Source organism: Methanosarcina spelaei (assembly GCF_002287235.1).
Taxonomy (GTDB): domain Archaea; phylum Halobacteriota; class Methanosarcinia; order Methanosarcinales; family Methanosarcinaceae; genus Methanosarcina; species Methanosarcina spelaei.
Map to the genome: position 1 here is coordinate 1 of NZ_LMVP01000257.1, position 23466 is coordinate 23466.

Annotated in this window: 12 protein-coding genes; 9 read left to right on the plus strand and 3 right to left on the minus strand. The window is 39.8% G+C overall.

Going from position 1 to position 23466, the window contains the following annotated elements; translation table 11 throughout:
- Positions 1 to 407 precede the first annotated feature (407 nt).
- The 5 genes from ASJ81_RS12365 to ASJ81_RS22220 all read left to right on the plus strand — a co-directional run bounded on the left by ASJ81_RS12365 (position 408) and on the right by ASJ81_RS22220 (position 9966).
- Entirely contained in the window at positions 408 to 1139 is a 732-nt protein-coding gene (locus ASJ81_RS12365; protein WP_095644697.1) for a hypothetical protein, read from the plus strand.
- A gap of 1334 nt (positions 1140 to 2473) precedes the next feature.
- A complete protein-coding gene (gene grpE, locus ASJ81_RS12370; protein WP_095644698.1) occupies positions 2474 to 3235 on the plus strand; it encodes a nucleotide exchange factor GrpE in 762 nt (253 codons plus the stop codon).
- Positions 3228 to 4859, plus strand: a complete 1632-nt coding sequence (locus tag ASJ81_RS12375) for an Hsp70 family protein (RefSeq protein ID WP_095644699.1) — start codon at positions 3228 to 3230, stop codon at positions 4857 to 4859. Before grpE ends, ASJ81_RS12375 begins: the two co-directional genes overlap by 8 nt.
- Before the next feature lie 193 nt (positions 4860 to 5052).
- Positions 5053 to 7167, plus strand: a complete 2115-nt coding sequence (locus ASJ81_RS12380) for an Hsp70 family protein (protein ID WP_095644700.1) — start codon at positions 5053 to 5055, stop codon at positions 7165 to 7167.
- A gap of 24 nt (positions 7168 to 7191) precedes the next feature.
- Entirely contained in the window at positions 7192 to 9966 is a 2775-nt protein-coding gene (locus tag ASJ81_RS22220) for a PKD domain-containing protein (protein WP_141241703.1), read from the plus strand.
- A gap of 384 nt (positions 9967 to 10350) precedes the next feature.
- On the opposite strand, the gene ASJ81_RS12395 is transcribed toward ASJ81_RS22220, so the two are convergent.
- Together ASJ81_RS12395 and ASJ81_RS12400 are read right to left on the minus strand one after the other, a co-directional pair.
- Entirely contained in the window at positions 10351 to 11112 is a 762-nt protein-coding gene (locus tag ASJ81_RS12395) for a DUF2119 domain-containing protein (protein WP_338037513.1), read from the minus strand.
- 13 nt (positions 11113 to 11125) lie between these two features.
- Positions 11126 to 11872, minus strand: a complete 747-nt coding sequence (locus ASJ81_RS12400) for a S4 domain-containing protein (RefSeq protein ID WP_095644702.1) — start codon at positions 11870 to 11872, stop codon at positions 11126 to 11128.
- A gap of 315 nt (positions 11873 to 12187) precedes the next feature.
- Between ASJ81_RS12400 and ASJ81_RS12405 the strand changes: the two genes are divergently transcribed.
- From ASJ81_RS12405 to ASJ81_RS12420, 3 genes are all read left to right on the plus strand, one after another.
- A complete protein-coding gene (locus tag ASJ81_RS12405) occupies positions 12188 to 14059 on the plus strand; it encodes a hypothetical protein (RefSeq protein ID WP_095644703.1) in 1872 nt (623 codons plus the stop codon).
- Positions 14060 to 14691: 632 nt separating this feature from the next.
- Positions 14692 to 15660: a bile acid:sodium symporter family protein gene (locus tag ASJ81_RS12415; RefSeq protein WP_095644705.1), complete on the plus strand. Its 969-nt coding sequence runs from the start codon at positions 14692 to 14694 to the stop codon at positions 15658 to 15660.
- 836 nt (positions 15661 to 16496) lie between these two features.
- A complete protein-coding gene (locus tag ASJ81_RS12420) occupies positions 16497 to 18581 on the plus strand; it encodes a M13 family metallopeptidase (protein ID WP_095644706.1) in 2085 nt (694 codons plus the stop codon).
- Positions 18582 to 18842: 261 nt separating this feature from the next.
- Here the strand turns inward: ASJ81_RS12420 and ASJ81_RS12425 are convergent, their stop codons facing one another.
- Positions 18843 to 19373: a metal-dependent hydrolase gene (locus tag ASJ81_RS12425; protein ID WP_095644707.1), complete on the minus strand. Its 531-nt coding sequence runs from the start codon at positions 19371 to 19373 to the stop codon at positions 18843 to 18845.
- Positions 19374 to 20422: 1049 nt separating this feature from the next.
- Here ASJ81_RS12425 and uvrA point away from each other — a divergent pair.
- Positions 20423 to 23449, plus strand: coding sequence for an excinuclease ABC subunit UvrA (uvrA, locus tag ASJ81_RS12430; RefSeq protein ID WP_095644708.1), 3027 nt, complete (start codon positions 20423 to 20425; stop codon positions 23447 to 23449).
- Positions 23450 to 23466 lie beyond the last annotated feature (17 nt).

Sequence of the window (23466 nt, forward strand, 5' to 3'; positions counted from 1 at the left end):
TCCCCAACCTAAAGGTTGGGGTATTCGTGACCCTCTGCGCTCCCTTGTAATAAAATCAAACTGTAGGTAGTTACCTTATCAAAAAATGGAACGTATTTGGATCTCTCACTCTGCTTTGCAGAGATACTAAGTAACTTTTTGATAAAGTTTCCTTAACCTCTAAGTAACCGAAATCCTACTTTCGATTTTTTGTTTGATATTCAGTCATTGTACTAAGAAGTGACAATTTAGATATTTTCAAATCAAGAAGAAATGGGGCTAACTTTGCTTCCAACAAGAAGACAAGTGCGCTTGAGGCCTTCAAAATCTTTAAACGATAAATTGATGTTAACTTTTAAACAAAATAAGTATTCAAATTTATAGGGATCGCAAAAACTGTAATTATACTATTTCATAGGAGGAGATGTATGCCCGAGACTAAAAAAATTGAAAAAGTTAATGTCACTGACAACCAGAGTGAACTTAATAAGAAAAGTGTTGAAACAAAAGAAGTTAATGGAAGATTCGATGCTCGTTCTAAAGAGTACGTTCAAAATAATGAAAGAAAAGGATTTAAATATGGAGCATCAGGCGATGGTTTAAAGAAAGAAGTTACTTCAGAACGCCAACTTGAAAATAAAGAACAGGATTTGAAACAGGAATCAGAAAAGCAACTTGGAAATAAATCTGAAAAATTAAAGAAAGAAGTCACTCCAGAACGCCAACTTGAAAATAAAGCTGAAAAAGCTGAAAAGACACGACCGGGTTGGAGTAATGATCAACAGAAGTATTTGCGACAAGTAGCTAAAATGAGTAGAGAAGAAGCACAAAAACTCGGAATTCCTTCTAATATACATGGCTATTTGGTAAATGAGCGGGATCGGGCAAACAAAATGGCAAGATTGATCCGGAAAGAAGGTAGCGTAGAAGCTGTGAAAAAGAAAATTCCAAATATAGAAACGACAAACAAAGGACTTCGTTCTCCTTTTAAAGGACAATATGATGTTGGACACAAGAAAGCGCATGTAATGGGTGGTTCGAACAAACTTGAAAATCTCAGATTTGAACTTGCTAGTGATAACCGAGCAAAGGGGCCGAGGGAGAGAATAGTTAACAACAAAATAAAAGCAAGAAAAGAAGTGAATGATCCAGAAAACTGAGAAAGAAGAAACTGATCAAAATGAACAGTTTAACTGAGAAAGAGAAGAGAATGTATCCAGAAAGAGCATTATGTGACCCGTTAAATGAGCATCCCTAAATCTGCTCATTTTTGCCTTAGCATAAAGACAAAGAGATAATACTGGATCATTTACTTGTGTGTGAACATGCTTGTATACTATAATAGTTCATAAGTATAATAATTTTAGAATTTTTCCTGTTATCCAGTGACCTTATTATCTCAGCAAAACTAGTACCACGAAAATTTAGTTATGGAGCATAAAACTTGGATAGTTATTCATAACAAATAGGCAAAAGCAAGCTTCTTTGAGTAAAGAGATTCAAAGCTTATTCAGGCGATCCATAATTACGTTTTCTCGGCACTAGTGTGATGGAAACTTAATTATGATACGTTAAATACATAGACAACTCTTCATACGTAGTCCCTTTCTGAATTATAATGATTCATAACTAAATTTCTTAGACACCAGCAATTTATCTCTTCATTCGTCTGTACGTTTATGCCTGTCTCTACCTTTAAAATCTGTAACTAAAAGTTGCAATCGTTTTGATTCTGCTATTTACACTATTAATATTCCGTTCTTTTATTACTCCTATTTTTTAGTCGTTTCTTTTATAATAAATCCTACATTCGGCAGCAAGCACATTCCAACATCTAAATATTCTTAATTGTTATTTTTTGTAGGTTAAGTTAAAAAACAGCATCTTGCGGATTATCTATCTAGCATGATTTGTCTTTTATCTCATATATTATAAATATATATTAATTATGTTATGGTTAACATTTAGTAATTTTTGATTTAAATTAAATATCAAAAGTTCTAAAAAAAACGATATCAATAGAAAAATTGAATGGATTTTTATGTCGACCTGCCGAAAGCAGGATAAATAGTTGAATAGCTGAATTTTAAAATAAACATTTTTTATAGCTATTTATCAAGATATACTCTCAATAAAAGAACTCTTGGAGCAAATAGGCAAGTTTAATAATTATAAATTAAATTATAACTTTGTTAAAACTTAAGATTATAATTGTTTACAAGTTAATTGCTTTTAGTAAACTAGAAGGATTATTAAAATGGTTGACAGCTATACAAATATACAAACTTATACGACTAAAAAGATTTTAATTTTCTCAGCAGTATTTATTTTCTTAGCAACATCGCTTCTTTTCTCAACTTGAGTTGCACCGGTTGGTGCTATTGTAGTAGTGTAATAGCTTTGTCAACTATTTTAGGCACTTTATGGGCACATAGTCTGTATTTACAGATGTCCTTTTGCAGTGGAAATCACTGAGATACAAGGAGATTAAGAGATGGGCAATAATGACAAGGAAGAGCCTCCTACTGGTCAAATAATGGTAGATGATGTATTTCCTGAAAATATAAAAGATGAAGTTGCCGATATAGTTACAAGCAACGAAGAAATCGAAGAGAGTTTGATACTTGATGAGCCTCTCAATGGACCGAATGTCGAAAAGTGTACTGAAGAGGAACTCGAAAAAGCTGAAAATCTAAGCATCAGTAATAATGATATTTTGCAAAATATTACTGCCCTTTCGGCTAAAATAGACTCCCTTAATCAGCTCTTTTCCGAAAAAATACCGGATATGGAATATAAGGGAAAAATTATCGATCAAATGCATAAAGAGCTTCAGAAGTATAAGGATGACATTTACTCACAGGTTCTCAGACAAGTTCTTCTTGACATTATTGAAGTTAGAGACAGTATTTTGAGAATAACCGATTTTTATCTCAAGAAGCCTGCAGGAGAACAGGATATTCCCAACGAAACTTTTGCAGGATATGCTCTTGACATTCAAGATATATTAGAGAAGAATGGCGTTGAAATATACGAAAGCAGCCCTGGAGATTCTTTTTCGCCGGTAAAACAGCGAGTAATTAAGAAGATTGTTACTGGAAACAGTGAACTACATGGTAAAGTTGCCGAGTCTTTAAGCTGTGGCTATGACTATAACGGAAGGACTATTTCTACAGAAAAAATTGCTGTTTATTATTATGAAGAGCCAGCCGAAATAATAACAGAAGACAATACGGAGATGGTACAAAATGGCTAAATATGTCTATGGAATTGATCTTGGTACGACATATTCATGTATTGCGTATGTTGACGAAAGTGGAAGGGCAAATGTTATTAAAAATTTAGAAGGAACAAATACCACCCCTTCTGTTGTTAATTTTGCAAGTCCCAATCAAGTTGTCGTAGGACAGGTGGCAAAGGAGACTGCCGTTATTGACCCTAAGAATACTGTATCACTAGTAAAAACATTGATGGGTAAAAGTAACTTTGCTATAAATTACAACCATGAAGATAAATCTCCTGAAGAAGTGTCGGCCTACATCTTGAGGAAGCTTGCAGAAGATGCGGCAAAGGAAATTGATGCAGAAGTAAAGGATGTAGTAATTACATGTCCTGCTTATTTTGGTACTGCTGAAAGAACAGCAACAAAGAATGCAGGAATAATTGCTGGCCTCAATGTGCTGGAGATTATTAGTGAGCCGGTTGCTGCAGCAATTTACTATGGGTGCACTAAAGAACCTGAAGAAAAAACTATTCTTGTATATGATCTGGGGGGAGGAACTTTTGATGTTACTATCATGAGTATTAACTCCGAAAAAATTGAGATTATATGTTCTGACGGGGACCATGATTTAGGCGGAAAAGATTGGGACAGTGCAACCATGCGTTACCTTGCAGATGAATTTGCTTCTCAAAAATCATACAATGGGGATCTTGATGAATACGCACAGCAGGATCTTCGTTTGAAAGCTGAAAAAGCAAAACAGCAACTTTCTGCGAAAGAAAAAACTCCTGTTATAGTTGAGGCAGCTGGAGAAAGGGCAAGAATTGATTTTTCAAGAGAAAAATTCGATGAGATTACTTCTTCACTGTTAAATTCCACTATTACTAAGACTGATGCTGCTATTGCTGTGGCAGAACAACGCGGTTTTAAAGTAGATGAAATTCTTTTGGTTGGCGGTTCTACGAGAATGCCACAGGTAACCAGGGTGTTGGAGGAAAAATACCGCATAAAGCCTAAGATTCTTGAACCGGATGAAGCTGTTGCTAAAGGGGCTGCAATTAACGCTGTTAATGTTTACATCAACAACCAACCAACTTTGTCCAAATGGAATGAAGACAATAAAGGCAGTGTGACTTCCGATTCCGTTTTAGATCCATCTAATAGTGTTGAACAATTATCTGTTGACCCAGCGATGATGAGCATAGGTGGAAAAAAGCGTGCGATTGTTGTGGCTACAACTAAAAGTTTTGCTGTAGAAGCGATTGTAAATGAGGAGCCAAAATGTTGTAATATGATTATCAAAAACAATTCTATGCCTGATGGTGTCATAACTGTTTCCCAGACATTTGGAACAGCCATTGCAAACCAGGAAACAGCCGAAATCGTTGTCTATGAAAGCGATTTCATGGACGAGTATTTTGATATTGATAAAGATTACGTAATTGGTACAGCGACCTTAGAATTACCGGACAACCTTCCTTCTGGTGCGCCAATTGAGATAATATTAAGCCTTAATAGTGAAGGCATTTTGGAAGTCACTGGTAAAGATCTGAAAAGCAACAAAGAAATTCATGCAACTATGCAGTCAAAAAATATCATGACCAGTGAAGAAGTTGAGGATTTAAGAAAAAAATCACAGCAAATGGTCTTGATGTAATTACATTTTATCAGCTACAATACTTATTGGGCTTATCCTAAAACTCAAAATCATTTTTTTTCAATTTCAAATTTGAAAAATCAATCGAATTTATGATCATGAAAGCAGTTTTTAAATTTCCATATTTAATTATAAAATCGGTTTAAGATGAGCTCATTGAGTTTGCAAGCTAATTTAGTTTGGAGGAATAAAAGTGGGTATTATAGTCGGAATTGACTTAGGTACAACTTTTAGTGCTGTTGCATGTATAGATAAGCAAACTGGAAAACCAGAAGTTATAAAAAATTGTTTTGGCAGTGTTATCACTCCTTCAGTTTTGTGTTTCGAGCCTGATGGGAATATTTTGTATGGCCAAGACGCTAAAAATATGCAAGCGATGGGCGATACCAATACCGTTGCGTTTTTTAAACGTAGCATGGGTAAAGATATGTTTTCTGTAGAGATTAATGGAAAAACATATAATGCAACGGATTTCTCGGCCAAGCTTCTTGAAAAGATCAAGGAAGAAGCCGAATCACAAATCGGGGAGAAAATTGATGCTGCTGTTATAACTGTTCCTGCTTATTTTACTCATAAAGAGCGTGAAGCCACTATTGAAGCTGGCAAAAGAGCAGGGCTAGATGTCCTTTCAATTATTAATGAGCCTACTGCAGCGGCAATCGCATATGGCTTGAATGGCAAAGATGCAGAGCAAACTGTACTGATATATGACCTTGGGGGTGGTACATTCGATGTTACCATTGCCCGTATCAATAAAGACGAAATTGATATCCTTGGTAGTGATGGCAACCATGAACTTGGTGGCAAAGATTGGGATGATTGTATAGCAAGATACCTGGTAGCTGAATTCCAAGAACGATATGGAATAGACTTAAGCGAGGATAGAGAAATGGTTGCCTCTTTATTGGTAACTGCTGAGAATGTAAAGAGGCAGCTAACAGCAAAAGACACTGTAAGAGTGCCCATTACCTATCAAAGTATTAAAGCTAATATTGAAATTACAGAAGACTTGTTTGAATCTATTTCACAATTTTTGTTAGGAACAACTAAAGAATTAACGGAAGGTTTAATCACTTCCCTCAATTTATCATGGAACAATATCGATGGTGTAATTCTTGTTGGCGGCTCCACAAGAATGAGAATGGTTCATAAGTATGTTGAGAACATGTCTGGTAAACAGCCTCTTTCGGGTGTTAACGTGGACGAAGCTGTAGCTCTTGGAGCAGCAATCAAAGCCAATACTGATGAGAAAGTGAATGTAGTTCCTTTGCTTGGCGGGTTAATGCATCGTCAAAAAACAAACAAACTGTGCATACAAGGCGCTAAAGCTGTGTTTGATGTTACAGCTCATTCTCTTGGAATGATATCTATTAGTCCTGATGGAGAAAAATACATTAACAGCATAATTATTAAGAAAAATAGTAAAGTTCCAGCAGAGAATACAAAATCATTTAAGTTTAAGACAAGAACTAAAAATAACGAACTTGAAGTATATATTTTGCAAGGTGAATTTGAAAGACCTTTAGATAATACGATTATCAATAAATATGTAATAACAGACATCGAAAGAGTTTCCTCATCTACTTCTTTTATTGATGTAACATATCAATACACCTCTAATGGCGTTGTTGAAGTATCAGCGGTTCAACAAGAAAATCATAAAAAACTGCCAATTAGAATTGAGCCAATACCTGAAGATATGGATTGGACTGACAGGTCACCAAAAGATCAAGCTGGTAACGTAGAGGCTCCGAGTGTTGAGATCATTTTAGCAGTTGATTTATCTGGAAGCATGTATGGCGAGCCAATTGAAAAAGCACAGCAAGCAATGCATGATTTTGTAGCCAAATTAGAAGAAGGTAACACCAAAATTGGCATTCTTGCATTTGCCAATAAAGTCAAATGTGTATTGCCGCTTGATGCCGATTTTTATAATGTTGATAATGTAATATCAAAATTAAGTAGTGTGAAAGTAGGTATTGGAAATTCTGCAGAACCATTTACAACTGCTTTAACCCTGTTAAAAGGAAACCTTTCTGAAAATGAGAGCGAAGTATGCTACATTATTGTGCTTACTGATGGTGAGTGGTACCATCAGAAACGGGCAATAAGCGCAGCTAAGAAGTGTCATGAAGCAGGCATAGAAATAATTGCATTGGGATTTGGAAAAGCAGACTATGAGTTTCTAAAACAAATTGCATCTGTAGATGAATTTGCTTCTATAACAAGTTTGACTGAACTATCCGGTTCATTCTCTAAGATTGCTCAAGCAATCAGCGATTATGCGACTGGTTTGAAAGTAATGTAATTATAGAGTAAAGGTAGTGCTTTCATGAACGATAACTGTTATTTGTTATTAGAGCTAGAGTTTGACCCTCCCGTGAAGGATCAAGCTGTTATAGATCAGAGAATTGAAGAAAAGGCTAAATTTTGGTCTACTAATTCGAACCATTTTAAAAAAGGCGCAGAATACAAGACGTATCTTGAGATGCTCCCCGAGATAAAAAGGATAATGAGCGATCCTGTTAAGCGTAAAGAGGAAGCTGATTCTGCGTGCAGTATTGTATATAGTCCAATAGATCAAGATATAAAAATACTTGGTGCAACTGGGGAAATTGCCGAAGACATAATCGAAAATTATGCAAATACAAAAAAGACACCTGTGAACGTGGTTAAAAAAAGAGTTTCTGCTCTTGGAATAAAAATTATCCAGAAGTTTGATTTCCAGATAACTTATGACAAGTATTATAAAAATAAACCTAAGAATGCTGAAACATTTGATGGCATGAAGACTTACCTTAAGCCATTTAATAAAGATGATTTTTACGCCTTCTTAAACCCCGGTACCATGCAGAACATGGACAAACTGCCATGTGATAAGCTCAAACAATTAGCGCAGGAAAAAAAGAAAAAAGAATTCTATAAAAACGATACTTACAGTAGTGCTGGTAAAAAAGTCTGTGAAGCCTGTGAACTGGCTTTCAAGGACGAAAGCAGTAAAACGATTTATGACGACTACTTAGCATGGTGTAAAAGAAGAAGTATTTTAGATAACGCAAAAGAAATTGCAAAGATCACAGACAAAAAAATGTCTGATGACCAAGGTGATATTTACATTGGGAAATTAACTGAGCTGCTTAAGGATAGAACACTGGCGGAAAATATTTTTATTTCCTTCTGTAAAATTGAGAAAATTGAATACAATCCAGATTTATATAATCCAGGCAAGAAAGAAGAGAAAGCAAGGAAAGAAGCTGAAGAGAAAGCAAGGAAAGAAGCTGAAGAGAAAGCAAGGAAAGAAGCTGAAGAGAAAGCAAGGAAAGAAGCTCAAGAGAAAGCAAGAGAAGAAGCTGAAAAGAAAGCAAGGGAAGAAGCTGAAAAGAAAGCAAAACATGATGCACTAAAAAAGTTAGCTATCGGGGCAATTCTATGTTTTCTGGCACTAGGTGGAATTGCACTGATGAGCGGGAACGATGGAAGTCAATCTGAAGATCCACAAGCACCATATCAAACAATAGGCGATAGAGTAAATGGTACGAGTTCAGTTATAAATGGTTCAGAACAACCAGTACTCCCGGATGCCGACTTTTGGTCAGATATAACTTCCGGAGAAGCACCACTAAAGGTACAGTTTTTTGACGGGAGCACCGGCTCACCAACCTCCTGGAACTGGAACTTCGGGGATGGAGTTACTTCAACCAAGCAAAATCCAATACATACCTATACAACAGATGGAACTTACACTGTGAAAGAGACTATAACCAATGAAATAGGTGAGGACCCCGAAATAAAAGAGAGTTATATCACTGTTACAGCTCCTGCAGAGACTCCAACTGCTGTTGTTCCAGTTCCTGATTTTTCTGCATCCGTAACTTCCGGAGAAGCACCTCTGACAGTCTCTTTTACTGATGAAAGCTCAGGATCTCCTACCGAATGGCAATGGAATTTTGGAGACAGTCCTGATATCTTGACCGAGTATAATCCAACGCATACCTATACAAAAGCTGGAACTTATACAGTAACAGAGACTGTAACCAATGAAGCAGGTAAGGATACGGAAACAAAAACAAATTATATCACTATTACAGCTCCTCTGCAAACTCCAGATGCTGATTTTTCTGCATCCGTAACTTCAGGAGAAGCACCTCTGACAGTCTCTTTTACTGATGACAGCTCAGGATCACCAAATGCATGGCAATGGAATTTTGGAGACAGTTCTGATATCTTGACCAAGTATAATCCAACGCATACCTTTACAAAAGCTGGAACTTATACAGTAACAGAGACTGTAACCAATGAAGCAGGTAAGGATACGGAAACAAAAACAAATTATATCACTGTTACAGCTCCTGAAAGTACTGACATTTCATCCCAGTCTACAGAAACTGCTATACCTGATACTGCATCTCAATCCACAGTAATTGCTCCAGTTCCTGATTTTTCTGCTTCCGTAACTTCAGGAGAAGCGCCTCTGACAGTTACTTTTATTGACGAAAGTACAGGGTCACCAAATGAATGGAAATGGAACTTTGGAGACGGATCTCCGATAATAGACGGAACTACTTCAGCTTATAAGAATCCGACGCATACCTATGTAAAAGCTGGAATTTATGATGTGAAAGAGACAGCAATTAATTCAGCTGGTAAAAACACAAAGACAAAATCAAGTTATATCACTGTTACAGCCTCTGAAAGTACTGACACAGCATCCGATAACACAGGGACTTCAGGTACTGGCACAGAATCCAATAACATAGAGACTGGTTCAAGCACTGCCACTTTGTCTCGATCCACAGAAACTGGTTCAGATACTAGTACAGCAACAGATATCACAAGTCTTCCCACCAAATCTGAAGTATTAACATTTGTAAATGATTATAAAGGGGGAAGCGACTTTATAGAAACTGTTTCAGGAGATTCGGAATCTTATCATCCTGAGTGGAAATGGGATATATGGCAAGATCAGTACGGAAATATATTGATAAGCTTCTACTACTACCAAAATAATTCCAAAGGATATGAAAGCACCTATTTTGACAGCGAAGGAAACATAATTTCAACAAAGGATTTGGAGTTAACATTGGTGGATAGTTACAAAGGATCTTAAAGGGATATTCAAAATGAAATATCTCTTTTTACTTTTTTGTTTGTTCAGCAGGATAGCTTCCAGAAAGCGTTGACCTACGGTTTCAATTCTTGTTTTAATGGATTTCTTCGGGAATGAGTAAGACATCCATCACAAATAACATCATACTCAACACCCATCCACACTATCGAACTTATAGGTATGCTCAGTAAACAGGATTTGGAACTTGCAAACTTGTGAAACCCCTTTTGAGTCAAAACAGTTGGTGTACCTTATGGGCAAAAGCAGAAGAACTACGCATGTCTAACGAGACTTAGAGGTTGTTATATAAGATCAGATATGAAAGCAGGAGGTCTGGCAAAAGATTTCCTGATATCTTAAGGATCTGAACAGAATTAAAGGGATTCACATTTCTCCGTAAAACCGCTGGTAATCTTCCATTGCCTTCTTCGCCTGAGCAGGAAATTCTTTTTTCATATATTCTATGAATTCATCCAGTGATTGGATTTCCTTGAGGATTTCAAGCATACAGGCGGCAAATTTTCTTGATTCCAAACTTCCTTTTCGGAGTTCAAAAGAGAGGCAGAGAGATTCTTTTGGAAAATACTTCCTTCGAATCCAGGGAGAAACCGAACCAAGGAGCACTCCTTCTTTTAGAATGCTGTAAGAAGGAACTCCTATAAGTTCTAACCTGTTCTTTCCTGCCAGTTTTTCAAGATTTTTGCTTGAATAAGAATGAAGCTCAACGTAAATTTCGGGCTTTAACTCTTCAATTGCCCTGACAATCTTTTTTCCGATACCAGGATAGTAGTCCGGGTTCAGGGTTGAAATGTACTTTCCGCAGTCTACAAGTGGGATCAGGGCCAGAGTGCCGATTTTTGGAGGTTTTATTCTCTTCAGAAGTACGGTCGTATCTTTCCATTCATCTCCATGGAGACCTGCAACAAAGAGACGAACCGGTCTTCCGTGGCCGTAAATTCTCATCCCGAAATCCGAATAAAAATCCGGCTGTACTTCTTTGCTTTTGTGATTGCCGGATAAAGAATTTCCGAAACTCTCTTTTTCGTTTGAGTTTACTTTTCCTTTTGAATTTTCTATTATTTCGGAATTCTCTGTTGTTCCAGAATTCTCTACTGTTCCGGAATTCTCTACTCTGTCAGTATTCATCTGTTTTGAGACCTCAGAACTCTTTTTCTTCTGACTGACCTTCTGACTGACCTTCTGACTGATCTTCTGGCTTATCTTCTGTGAGCGGATCTCCATCTTCAGACAGGAGTTTTCTTGCAACCACATAAATTTCCTGTTTTTTGGGATTGATGACCTGCTGAATTTCAAGCCCAAGGTTCTCGATTTTACTCAGGATCGGTTTTGGGTTCTTCTTTTTTGAGATTTTGATAATCTGAAGCATCTTTCCCCCGGTTTTCAGCAGAGGGAGGACTCTCGAAAGAGCCTTGATTGAGTCCTCAGGTTCCAGGGTCATGTCCGAAAGAATAACATCTACAGGCTCTTCTGAGAGCGAATTTAGAGGTACGGTGAAGACGTCTCCGAATATTATCTCAACATTTTCCTTTTCATATGCGATTTTTCCAAGTTCGCTCCTGAAATCCTTGCTGAATTCTACACCTTTCACGTAGCCTGCAATTTCCGAGGCAAAAAGAAGAAAGCCACCTGCGCTGGATCCAAGGTCAAGCACTTTATCTCCAGGCTTAAGAATTCCGCTTTCCTCCTGAATAAGCTTGAGTTTGAAATAGCCCTGAGGCTGGTCCAGACCCTCATTAACCTCAATTATATCATCAGTAGACACGTCTCTGGAGGCCTTTGTTACCGCCACGCCGTTAACTTTAACATTTCCTGCAAGGATAGCCGTCTTAGCTCGTCCCCTTGACTTGAAATGTCCCATATCTACAAGGTATGCATCCAGTCTCATGGGGCATTGTATCGGCAGAGCCTGTATATATAGGTAGCAAGTAGGTGTGCAGGAAAACACAAAAGGTACTTTCATGTGTTTATAAGGCACTTTAACGTGTTATAAGGCACTTTAACGTGTTATAAGGCATTTTAACGTGTTATAAGGCATTTTAACGTGTTATAAGGCATCCTCAAGTATTATTATAATTGACAGAAAATTGGAACAGGTCTTAAATAAATATTACAAAGATAAAAAAGATACGCATCCACCGCATAAACATAATATGGTGAACACAATGAATGGGGAAAAACTCTCTAAGGTGGGTGGCGTGGGATGACGTTTACCCAGTATTCCGATATTTATGTCGCGGTAAGGGATACCGGTATCACTCGTATCCTTTCCCATGTTATGGCACAGCGGCCATCGCTCTTTAACTATGGGTCGACTCTTCCTGTAACTGGGCCCTGGCCAATCTGCTTGGACATTCGCACAGTGCCACAGGTAGTACAGGCAAACAATCCATTGATAACCGTGATGAACCCTTTACCTGTTATCCAGACTCCAATTACTCTTGACTATATCATCCAGTTAACTAAAGGAACTGTAGACTTTTTCCCTGGAAGCGCTTTGAGTCTTCCAGTAGAAATGAATTCTCCTCTCAGAAACCAGCAGTTTGCGGTCAACTTTGATGTATGTGCCGGCCTCATCTGCCAGTCCGGAAAAAGCATTTTACCTCTTACTAGCAGCATAACGAAAGAAGATACCATCGACATAACGAAAGAAGATACCATCGACATAACGAAAGAAGATACCAGCAACATAACGAAAGAAGATACCAGCAACATAAAGAAGGAAAAGGAAAGTATCGAATGCGTTTGTCTAAATCTCTTTGCGACCGGTGGTTGCGAGATCGTTGGCGTGCCAGGGAAGCAAAATATATCGATGAAGATATCCGGCATAGAGATCCCTGAACTTAAATCCGACAGCCTGGAGAAGATAATTAAGTGTTATTCTCTCTTCACCTTGAACCAGGGAATTCTACCCAAGATAACAGATGCAATCTCAGCACTCGTTTTCAATGCCATCAGTCTTCCTAAAAGCCTGGGTAGCCTTACTTTCTCGGCATCAACTGCAGTCCCCTATAATCCGGCTGTAGAAGATAATCAGTTAAAACTTTTTGTCAACCTAGAAAATATTGCGCTCGACCTGCCTCCTTTAGGGCCATCTTCCTCTGAAAACGAGTCTCCTGAAACCGTCACAAGGACAAGTAGATTGAGAAGTAGAAAAGGAGCCTTTGACTTCAGTGCTGCTATTTCCGCAGACGCATTCGAAAGAATCTTCACTGCCGTTGTAAAGGAGTTCCGATTCTTAAAATCAGGAACTGATAACTATAGCTCGTTTTCAGTTAACTATGATGTGATGGCGCATCTGGAAGGCGGTTCAGTGGAGACAAGGGACGACGGTATAATTGTGATCAAGGAATTGAATGTCATATGGGACAAATTCAAACTCAATATCGGGATAGATATCCCCAAAATTTCTGTGGGGGGCGGTGAGGTTTGTGTAAATCCACCGTATCCTTCCTGCAAAGTCCCGATCGTGGGATGCAAGAAGTGCGTAACTCTCCCCTCATACAGTTTCTTCAGCGGCAGTCCGGACATTACCGTTCCAGTAGATTTAAGTGGGATTATCACCTCGGAGCTGGTCTTCAATACGCAGTTAGAGACATTCTATGGAATCGGCTCAGGGACGCCAAACCGGTGGCAGATTGCTTTCGTTCCGACCCTGCCTTCCGATCTCTACATTACCAATATCGCCGATAGTGTAGGAGATCTCTTCAGAAGCCGCATGAAGCACGCGATCGACGATCTTCTTAGCTCTTCAAAAGCGCCTGAACCGGCGATCAAACTTGTATCTGAGATTCTGGGTGGGATTGACAACATCATGCGGAATATAATTAATATTCCGGACGATATCGGAAAATGGTTCATTGATATGATCCAGCACATCGGAATCGTCAGAACTTTACTTAACGATCTTTATGACTACCTTACCTTCAAGATTCCGGCAGCGTTCGAGATCGAAGATCCTTTCCAGGTTCTTAAACCTGCCAGTAACATGATACCGGTGAAGATTCCAATTGAATTTATCAGGGTTAGTGTGAACTCCCATGAGATCACGATTGAAGGGGATGTGGGAGATTGATCCTGAGATTGACACCTGGCAAATCCATGTCAGGGCTGATACTTTTCACCTGCTTTCATGAATTTGACCACATACGACAATGTAGAGAGAGCATGACGATGTAGAGCAGGCGCAGGCAGAATATCTAAATTATACAAAGCCTTAATATTTATTGTAAAGAAATAGATATATTTTTAAATAACAATTTTTATTTATTTGTCACCTGAAGCTTCTATTCAGCTTTCTATTTCAGTAAAGAGCATTTGCTATGAGTTAAGTGTGAAGTGCTATTTATAAAAATATATGGCGCTGTCTAAAAAAACTATGGTGATGTCTAAAAAAACTATGGTGATGTCTAAAAAAACTATGGTGATGTCTAAAAAAACTATGGTGATGTCTAAAAAAACTATGGTGATGTCTAAAAAAACTATGGTGATGTCTAAAAAAACTATGGTGATGTTTAGAAAAACCCATAGTGATGCTTAAAAAAGTATGTAGTGAAATATAGAGAATTCTGAAAAATATACAGTGATGTTTAGAAAAATAATCTTTGTATGAGTTTACTGTATTAATTTTAGTTAACTAGCCTCTACAACTTACGCTTTAGCACGCCTGCTTTATCCTTCAAATCTGGTGAGATAGTGTATCAAAAAATGCTTCAAAAATTTACGGCCCTGTTTCCCCTCTGGGCGGTTCTTCTATCGGTCGTGGCATATTTTTATCCTGAATATTTTGCTCCTCATCAGGGGCTTATCGTACCTTTTCTAAGCCTTATTATGCTCGGGATGGGAATCACCCTCTCTGTGGACAGTTTCCTTGCAGTATTGAAAAGGCCTTCGGTAGTCCTCCTGGGCACCTTAATGCAGTACACTATTATGCCGCTTGCAGCCTGGATAGTTTGCCAGGTTCTGAAACTTCCACCTGATCTGGCTGCTGGCGTGATTTTGCTGGGCTGCTGTCCTGGTGGCACGGCTTCGAATGTGATCTCGTATTTAGCAAAAGCCGATGTGGCCCTTTCAATAGTACTTACCTCGGTTTCTACCCTGATTGCTTTTCTAGCAACACCTTTCCTTACCTGGGTTTTTATAGGCCAGACTGTAGATGTTGACGTAATGGGCATGCTCGTAAGCGTTGTAAATGTGGTAATCGTGCCTGTGGTACTCGGGCTTGCAATTAACTACTTCTTTGAGAAAAGGATAAACGCAGTACGTGAGGTCTTTCCGGCAATCTCAGCCGCAGCCATAGTAATTATCATCGCGGTAATTATAGGGACAAACAGCGCGAACCTTGGAAAAAGCGGCCCTCTGGTTCTGCTTGCAGTGATCTTACATAACGGGCTTGGCCTCGCAGGCGGTTATGGGGTTTCAAAGGCTCTACGTTTCAGCGAAACCGAAGCAAGAACTATTGCAATCGAGGTCGGGATGCAGAATTCCGGCCTGAGCGTCGCTCTTGCAATAAAGCATTTCACAGCAACAGCAGCGCTTCCAGGCGCGATTTTCAGTATATGGCACAACCTGTCCGGAGCTTTTCTTGCAGGGCACTGGTCAAAACAAAGTGTATCCGTTCATGATAAAAGTAAGATGCCTTCCAAAAAAGGCATTAATAGTAAGAAATTGGGGTAAAATCCTTTGGATTTTACAAAAAGAGGTTGGAAAGCAGGAAAAATCCGGTGATCTCGCACAAGTTTCCCGGATTTTTCCTGTATTCATCTAATTTTTCCATTTTTATCTATTTCATAATTTCTTCTCTTTCTCTTCAGAATTTCTTTTTTCTTTCACAGTTACCATGCTGAACAATTTTTCATTCCTGCGATTCTATTTTCGTCTCTCGACTTTCCAGGCCACTTATTATACAAAAGTTTTAAAACTTTGAAAGTAGGTTAGCTTATTGTTTCCCTTAGCTTATTGTTTCCCTTAGCTTATTGTTTCCCTTAGCTTATTGTTTCCCTTAGCTTATTGTTTCCCTTAGCTTATTGTTTCCCTTAGCTTATTGTTTCCCTTAGCTTATTGTTTCCCTTAGCTTATTGTTTCCCTTAGCTTATTGTTTCCCTTAGCTTATTGTTTCCCTTAGCTTATTGTTTCCTTTGGTTTATTGTTTCCTACTCAGTTCCAAGCCAGTTGTATAATATTAAAAATCACATCAAAAATCACAATTTTAGAACTAAGGCTAATTTTAGTATAAGTAGTTTAAAATAATTATGGGAATAATTATGTTCTATAACAGGAGTAATAGGACTTGTGGATGGTTGCGGTATAGCGAGCTTACAGTTAAAAAATAATGTTATCGAAGCAGGAATTTTGTAGTTTACTTGATCACAACATCTATTCGGTGTGATTCTTTACCAGATATGTGTCCTATATTGTAAGATGAAGGATTCCTAAAAAGTTCAAATAAGCGTTTTTGAAGCTGTACTTTAAGGATCAGAATCCGTAGTAGTTGAGGGTAGGGTTGAAGGGGCATGAATAGGAAGGGAGTGATAAGTCTGTTCACTTTTGGTATCGTACTAGTTAACGCTTTAACCGTTGTAGCTTTTGGTTCTTCCGAAACCTTGAGGAGTAACATGAGCACTTCAGAAAAGGAAAAAGCTTTCGACCCAGGAAGCATGAATCTCTCAGTAAAACCTGGAGACGACTTCTATGAGTATTCTGAGGGAGCCTGGATAAAAAGCCATCCTGTGCCCCCGGACAAAACCCGATACGGAGAGTTCGAGATAGTAAAGGACAGGACTTATAACCGTGTTAAAGGAATAGTGGAGAGTGCAGCCAATAATACCTCAGCTCCTGATGGAAGCCTCGAGCAGAAAATTGGCAAGTTCTACAGTATGGGAATGGATAATGCTACTCTGGAAAAGCAGCGCCTTGACCCAATTAAAGGCGAGCTGAAGATGATAGACAATATCTCCGGTGCCTCCGATCTCCAGACCGTTTCGACGCAAATGATGGAGTACGGCCTGGACCCTTTCTTCTCAATGTATGCCGCACCTGACAAGAAGAACAGCAAGACCATGATTGCTACCCTTAGTCAGGGAGGGTTGGGCCTTCCGGATAGGGATTTCTATTTCAGGCAGGACAACGAATCTATTAAGATCAGAGAACAGTATTTGACTCATGTTACAAGGATGTTCGTCCTCCTTGGTGATAGTCCGGAAATCGCTGAGAGTAATGCCAGGACCGTGATGAGGATAGAGACCAGGCTGGCCAATGCATCCTTTACCAACGTTGATAACCACGATGAAGTCAAAACGTATAATAAGATGAGTCTTGAGGAACTTCAGAGCTTTGCTCCAGGCATTAACTGGTCCTGTCTCTTTGGCTCTCTGGTTTGTCCTGATGTAACTGAGGTCAATGTCAGAAATCCTTCATTTTTTAAAGAGCTAAGCATCGCCCTTCAGGACGAGAGTATAGCTGACTGGAAGACCTTCCTGCGCTGGAAGTTGATTTTAGGGACGTCTCCTTACCTTAGCTCAGATGTAGAGCAGGAACATTTTGATTTTTTTGGGAGAAAACTCAATGGCCAGCAGGAAATGAAGCCACGCTGGAAGAGAGTTATTGATGCGGAAAACGAGGCCATAGGCGAGGCTGTAGGCCGTGTCTATGCGGATAGATATTTTGATCCCGATTCCAGGGCCAGGATGCAGGAAATGGTATTCAACCTGAAGAAGGCCTTTGGAGAGAGACTTCAAAACCTTACATGGATGGAGCCTGAAACCAGGAAAGAAGCTTTCAAAAAGCTTGAAGCTCTGGATGTACAGGTAGGCTATCCTGATGAATGGCTGAACTATTCGGAGCTTGAAGTTAAAAACGACTCATATGTCATGAATGTCCTCAGGGCTTCTAAATTCAAGTTCTATCACGGTCCAGATGGTCTGGATAGAATAGGCCAGCCTGTAAATCGCAAACTGTGGGAAATGAACCCCCAGGAAACTAATGCCTATGCGGACTACAATAAAATAATCATAGTCTTCCCGGCAGGTATTCTTCAGCCGCCTTTCTTCAATAAGGATGCCGATGACGCTGTCAACTATGGTGCCATAGGTTCTGTTATAGGACACGAGATGACTCACCACTTCGACAGCCAGGGAAGGAAGTTCGATGCAAGTGGAAATTTGACGGATTGGTGGACAACGCAAGACGCCGATAACTTCAATAAAAATACGGAGGTTCTGGTGGACGAATATAACAGGTTTGAGGTTCTACCCGGCCTGTACGTCAACGGTAACCTGACTCTGCCTGAGAACGTAGCAGATTTCGGCGGATTGACTGTGGCCTACCACGCCTATAAGCTCTCATTAAAAGAAGAGCCGGAAACAATCGACGGATTCACTGGAGACCAGAGATTCTTTTTAAGCTTCACCCAGATCTGGAGGGAATCGAACACGAATGAGTCCTTGAGGACGCTGGTATTGACTGACACGCACTCACCAGCCAGGTTCAGGGTCAATGGTGTAGTCTTCAACGTGCCTGAGTTTTACAGGGTTTTCCCGAACGTAAAACCCTCGGATAAACTATACAGACCAGAAATAGAGAGGCCGGTGATCTGGTAAAAGGTCCACAAAAAAGCCTTTTTTCTGATGGCGAAGTACAGCGCCTATGAAAAGTCATGAACCCTAGCGACGGCAGTACCTGTTTGAGCTCTGCTCTCCTTTGATGCGGAAGTAAATTGGTTCTGGGATGAGCTAACTACTTCTGCTCAAACTTCTGAAACCTAAGCGTCCAGGTTTATTATTTCCTTTAACTGAACCTGGAGAGGTGACACGAAAGTATCTCGTTGTTTGAATAGGGATGTGCTATCGTAACTTTCGTTGTTAAAACTTATTTTGCCCAAATTCTTTTATTAACCAGTGTAGAGTCAAAATTACTATTATCCCCATACCCAGGATTTCAGGGGTGGAAGAACGCGAGATATGAAATGTAAACGAGTTTTCGAACAGTCTTGTCAAGTATTCAATTCCGTTGAAATCCACTTGATTTTTGGGGAATTGCAGTCCCAGGAGGGGCCAGAGCAGAGTTTTGGGAGTTTTCCACATTTGATCTTCCATGAGGTGAAAGAAAGAGCCTGAGGCAAGGCTAAGAACCTTAATATCTTTTTTCTTTTCGTACAGATATAAACCTAACAGGAATAGGGGAAGAACGAATAACAGAGTGTGACATATAATACGTCCGTTTGCAAAGGTAGAAGCAAAGATAATCATTCCTAGAGGTTTGTCGATTAAGTCGGGCAAAAGAGCTCCAATGACTAAGTATTTCGGATCTATAACGGTCTTTAACCGAGGTCTGAAAATCCCAATTACGAAGAATATCCCCAATGTAACCCCAATATGTCCAAAAAGAAGCATCGTAAATCAACAAGACTTCTGCAATATATAAATATAGTTGGGGTCAACAAAAATTTTTAAAAAGTACCGTGTTTCGTTTAGAATCATTCTTTAAATATACATATTATACATCTAATCCACTTATACGTTAATAATTAGTAAATATCGCTAATAAATTTACACACTGATAATTGAAAGACGCCTGTTAATAGACTAATAAATAGACTGATATATTGATAACTATAAAGAATGTGAATGCAGCCACAGCATTAATTCAGTAAAAATTTATACAAATCTACTAAAATATTCTAAAGTAGATAATTATTTATATGATAGGCATAATCTAGCCATCCGTTGTATTATTAAAGGTTCAAATATAGCTCTTCTTGCAGTCTATTGACCTTTTTCCTCCTTCTTTTTTGGGGATGAATTCCTGGCTTAACAGGTTTATTCACGCTGGCTTGTAGAGAAAATGATTATTCTGGACTGAAAGTATTGAAGACAAACAGACTTAAAATTGAACGTAAGAATGCTATACAATTCAATATCCGTAAACATAATCTACTAAGTATAGACTCTAAAAATCGATTGTTTACTGCTTAATACTTTCATTACGCTATATCATTCTATTAATAAAAAGTCTGCATTTTGCTGTATGTATTGAAAAACGGGGTAGTATGAATCCTAAAACCGTCGTATGCCATAGGAGTGAAATCAACCTTGGGTAATTATCACTACTTATTTATAATAATACATGGAATTATCTGCCTGTGAAAAATGGCTTGACAAGTAAACTTCAGCTTTAAACTTTTCAAAAAAATTCCTTTAAAATCATAAATCCATTTATTCCTGGATTTTTAGAGATCTAACTTCAAAATCCAGACTTTACTCTAAAATTTACTCTAATATGAAATCCAGACTTTATTCTGGCCTTAAATTCTCATTTAACGAACTTCATCTAACCAATTTTCATCTAACGAATTTCATCCAAAAAATTCTCATCTAACGAATTTCATCCAATCAATTCTCATCTAACCGATTCAACTGGACAAAAACCCGAGAGAAGGAAAATGAAAAATATTGTTATTAAAGGGGCACGGGAACATAACCTGAAAAACATCACGGTGGAACTCCCGCGGGACAAACTAATTGTTATTACAGGGGTATCAGGCTCAGGGAAATCCACCCTGGCTTTTGACACGGTTTATGCCGAAGGGCAGCGGCGCTATGTGGAGTCACTCTCAGCTTATGCACGGCAGTTCCTCGGGCTTATGAACAAGCCGGATGTTGACAGCATTGAGGGGTTATCTCCGGCAATTTCAATTGAGCAGAAAACGACCTCGAAAAATCCCAGGAGTACGGTTGGGACAGTCACTGAAATTTATGACTACATGAGGCTGCTTTTTGCAAGGGTAGGCACACCTTACTGCCCTACTCACAACATAAAAATCGAGTCGCAGTCCCCTGAAAGGATTGCGGACAGCCTGAACAGGGAATGTGAGGGCATGATTACAATTCTCGCGCCTGTAGTCCGGCAGAAAAAAGGAACATACCAGCAGCTTTTCAGGGAACTTAACAGCGAAGGTTTCGCCCGCATGAGGGTAAACGGTGAGATTCACAGGACTGACGACGAAATTACCCTTGACCGTTACAAAAAGCATGATATTGAAGTCGTTATTGACCGTCTGGACCCCTCAGAGGATCGTTCCAGACTTGTCGAGGCCTGTGAAAATGCCCTCCAGAAAGCAGACGGGCTCTTAATTGCGGTTGATTCGGAAGGAAAAGACCACCTTTATTCCTCAAACATGGCATGTCCGGTCTGCGGCATGGCTTTTGAAGAACTTCAGCCCAGGATGTTTTCCTTCAACAGTCCTTTCGGGGCCTGTGAAGCCTGTAACGGGCTCGGGATCAAGATGGAGTTCGACCCTGACCTCATTATTCCGGATAAAAAGCTCTGCCTCGCAGACGGAGCTGTCGCTCTGTATAGGAATTACCTGGACAGTTATCGGAGCCAGCATCTGGCAGCTGTGGCAAAGCATTTTGGTTTTGATATTTTTACTCCAATTGAGGCTCTCACAGATGAGCAGTATAATGCGCTTATGTACGGCTCGGACGAACTCATGCAGTTCAGCATGAGCATGAAAAACGGGGACGCTCACTGGTCTCATAAAGGAACATGGGAAGGGCTGCTTCCGCAATCCGAGAGGCTATACAGCCAGACAAAATCCGAATATCGCCGAAAAGAACTTGAAAAATTCATGCAGGTCAAATCCTGCCCGAAATGCGAAGGTAAGCGTCTCAAGGAAAAAGTGCTTGCAGTAAAGCTCGGTGGAAAGTCTATTGTAGATGTAACAAATCTCTCAATTCTGGAATGCATTCGATTTTTTGAAAATGCGGAACTCTCGGAAAAGGAAAGAGAGATCGCAAAGCAGGTCTTAAAGGAAATCCGCTCAAGGCTTGGCTTTTTAGAGCATGTAGGGCTCGGTTATCTTACCCTTTCGAGAGGTGCAGGCACTCTCTCAGGCGGAGAAGCCCAGCGAATCCGGTTGGCTACCCAGATTGGCTCAAACCTTATGGGCGTGCTCTATGTGCTCGACGAACCTTCGATAGGGCTGCACCAGAGAGACAACGAACGGCTTATCCAGACTCTTCAGACCTTGCGGGACCTTGGAAACACCCTGATAGTCGTGGAACATGATGAGGATACTATTAGGGCTGCGGACTATGTGCTCGATGTAGGTCCGGGTGCAGGCGTGCATGGTGGTTATGTAGTAGCCGAAGGCACACCTGAAGAGATCGAAAAAAATCCGGAATCCCTTACAGGCCAGTACCTCTCAGGAGAAAAACAGATAAATCCGCCTGCTCTTCGCCGGCGTAGTGACGCATTCATAAGGCTTAAAGGATGCAGGGCGAACAACCTGAAGGACATAGACGTGAATATTCCCATAGGGGTCCTGACCGTAGTTACAGGTGTTTCAGGTTCAGGAAAGTCCACGTTAGTTTACGATACCCTGTACAAAGCTTTGACAAAGAAAATAAACAAATCAAGTGTAACACCAGGGGACTATGACGAGCTGGTTTTCGATTCAGAAATCGACAAGGTAATCGTTATTGACCAGAGCCCTATTGGCAGGACTCCTCGCTCGAACCCTGCTACTTATACCAAGGTTTTTGATTCCATAAGGCAGGCTTTTGCCGATACTAAAGAAGCCAAGATCCGGGGATATAAAAACGGACGTTTCTCCTTCAACGTAAAAGGAGGGCGTTGTGAAGCCTGCCAGGGAGACGGGCTGATAAAAATCGAAATGAATTTCCTGCCTGATGTTTACATTGAATGTGAGGAATGCAAGGGCACACGCTACAACCGGGAAACCCGAGAGGTAAAATACAGGGGTAAGTCGATTGCAGAAGTCCTGGATATGACCGTTGAAGAGGCTGCCGAACATTTTGAGAATATTCCTGGAATCAAAAACAAACTCGACACTTTAACAAGAGTCGGGCTGGGCTATATCAAACTAGGCCAGAGCTCAACAACGCTTTCAGGCGGGGAAGCCCAGAGGATCAAACTGACAAGGGAACTCTCCAAAAAATGTACCGGAAAAACGATTTACCTCCTTGATGAGCCCACAACCGGGCTTCATTTCCATGACGTTAAAAAACTTGTAGCAGTTCTCAACAGGCTTGTTGCAAAAGGAAACACTGTGGCTGTGATAGAGCATAACCTGGATGTAATTAAATCCGCAGACTATATCATCGACCTTGGTCCCGAAGGCGGGAACGCAGGCGGAGAAATTATTGCCGAAGGAACCCCGGAGGAAGTGTCCACGGTTCAGGGGAGCCACACTGCCCGTTTCCTTGCTCCCAAGCTTTCAGCGTCATATCTTGGTATGTCGGGAGAAGAGTCCATAGAGGCTGTTTTCGAAGAAGGAGAGGAATTTGAGGCCAACTCTGATGAAGTTGAAGACGATATGTACGGGGATTCCGAAGACTTTGAGGAAGATTCTGAAGAAGACTTTGAAGAAGACTCTGAAAACTCCAGAGATTTCAAGCATAACAAACACAGGACAGATAAAGCACTTGGAGAGCAGTTTATTTAAAACGAGTTTAAGCTCCC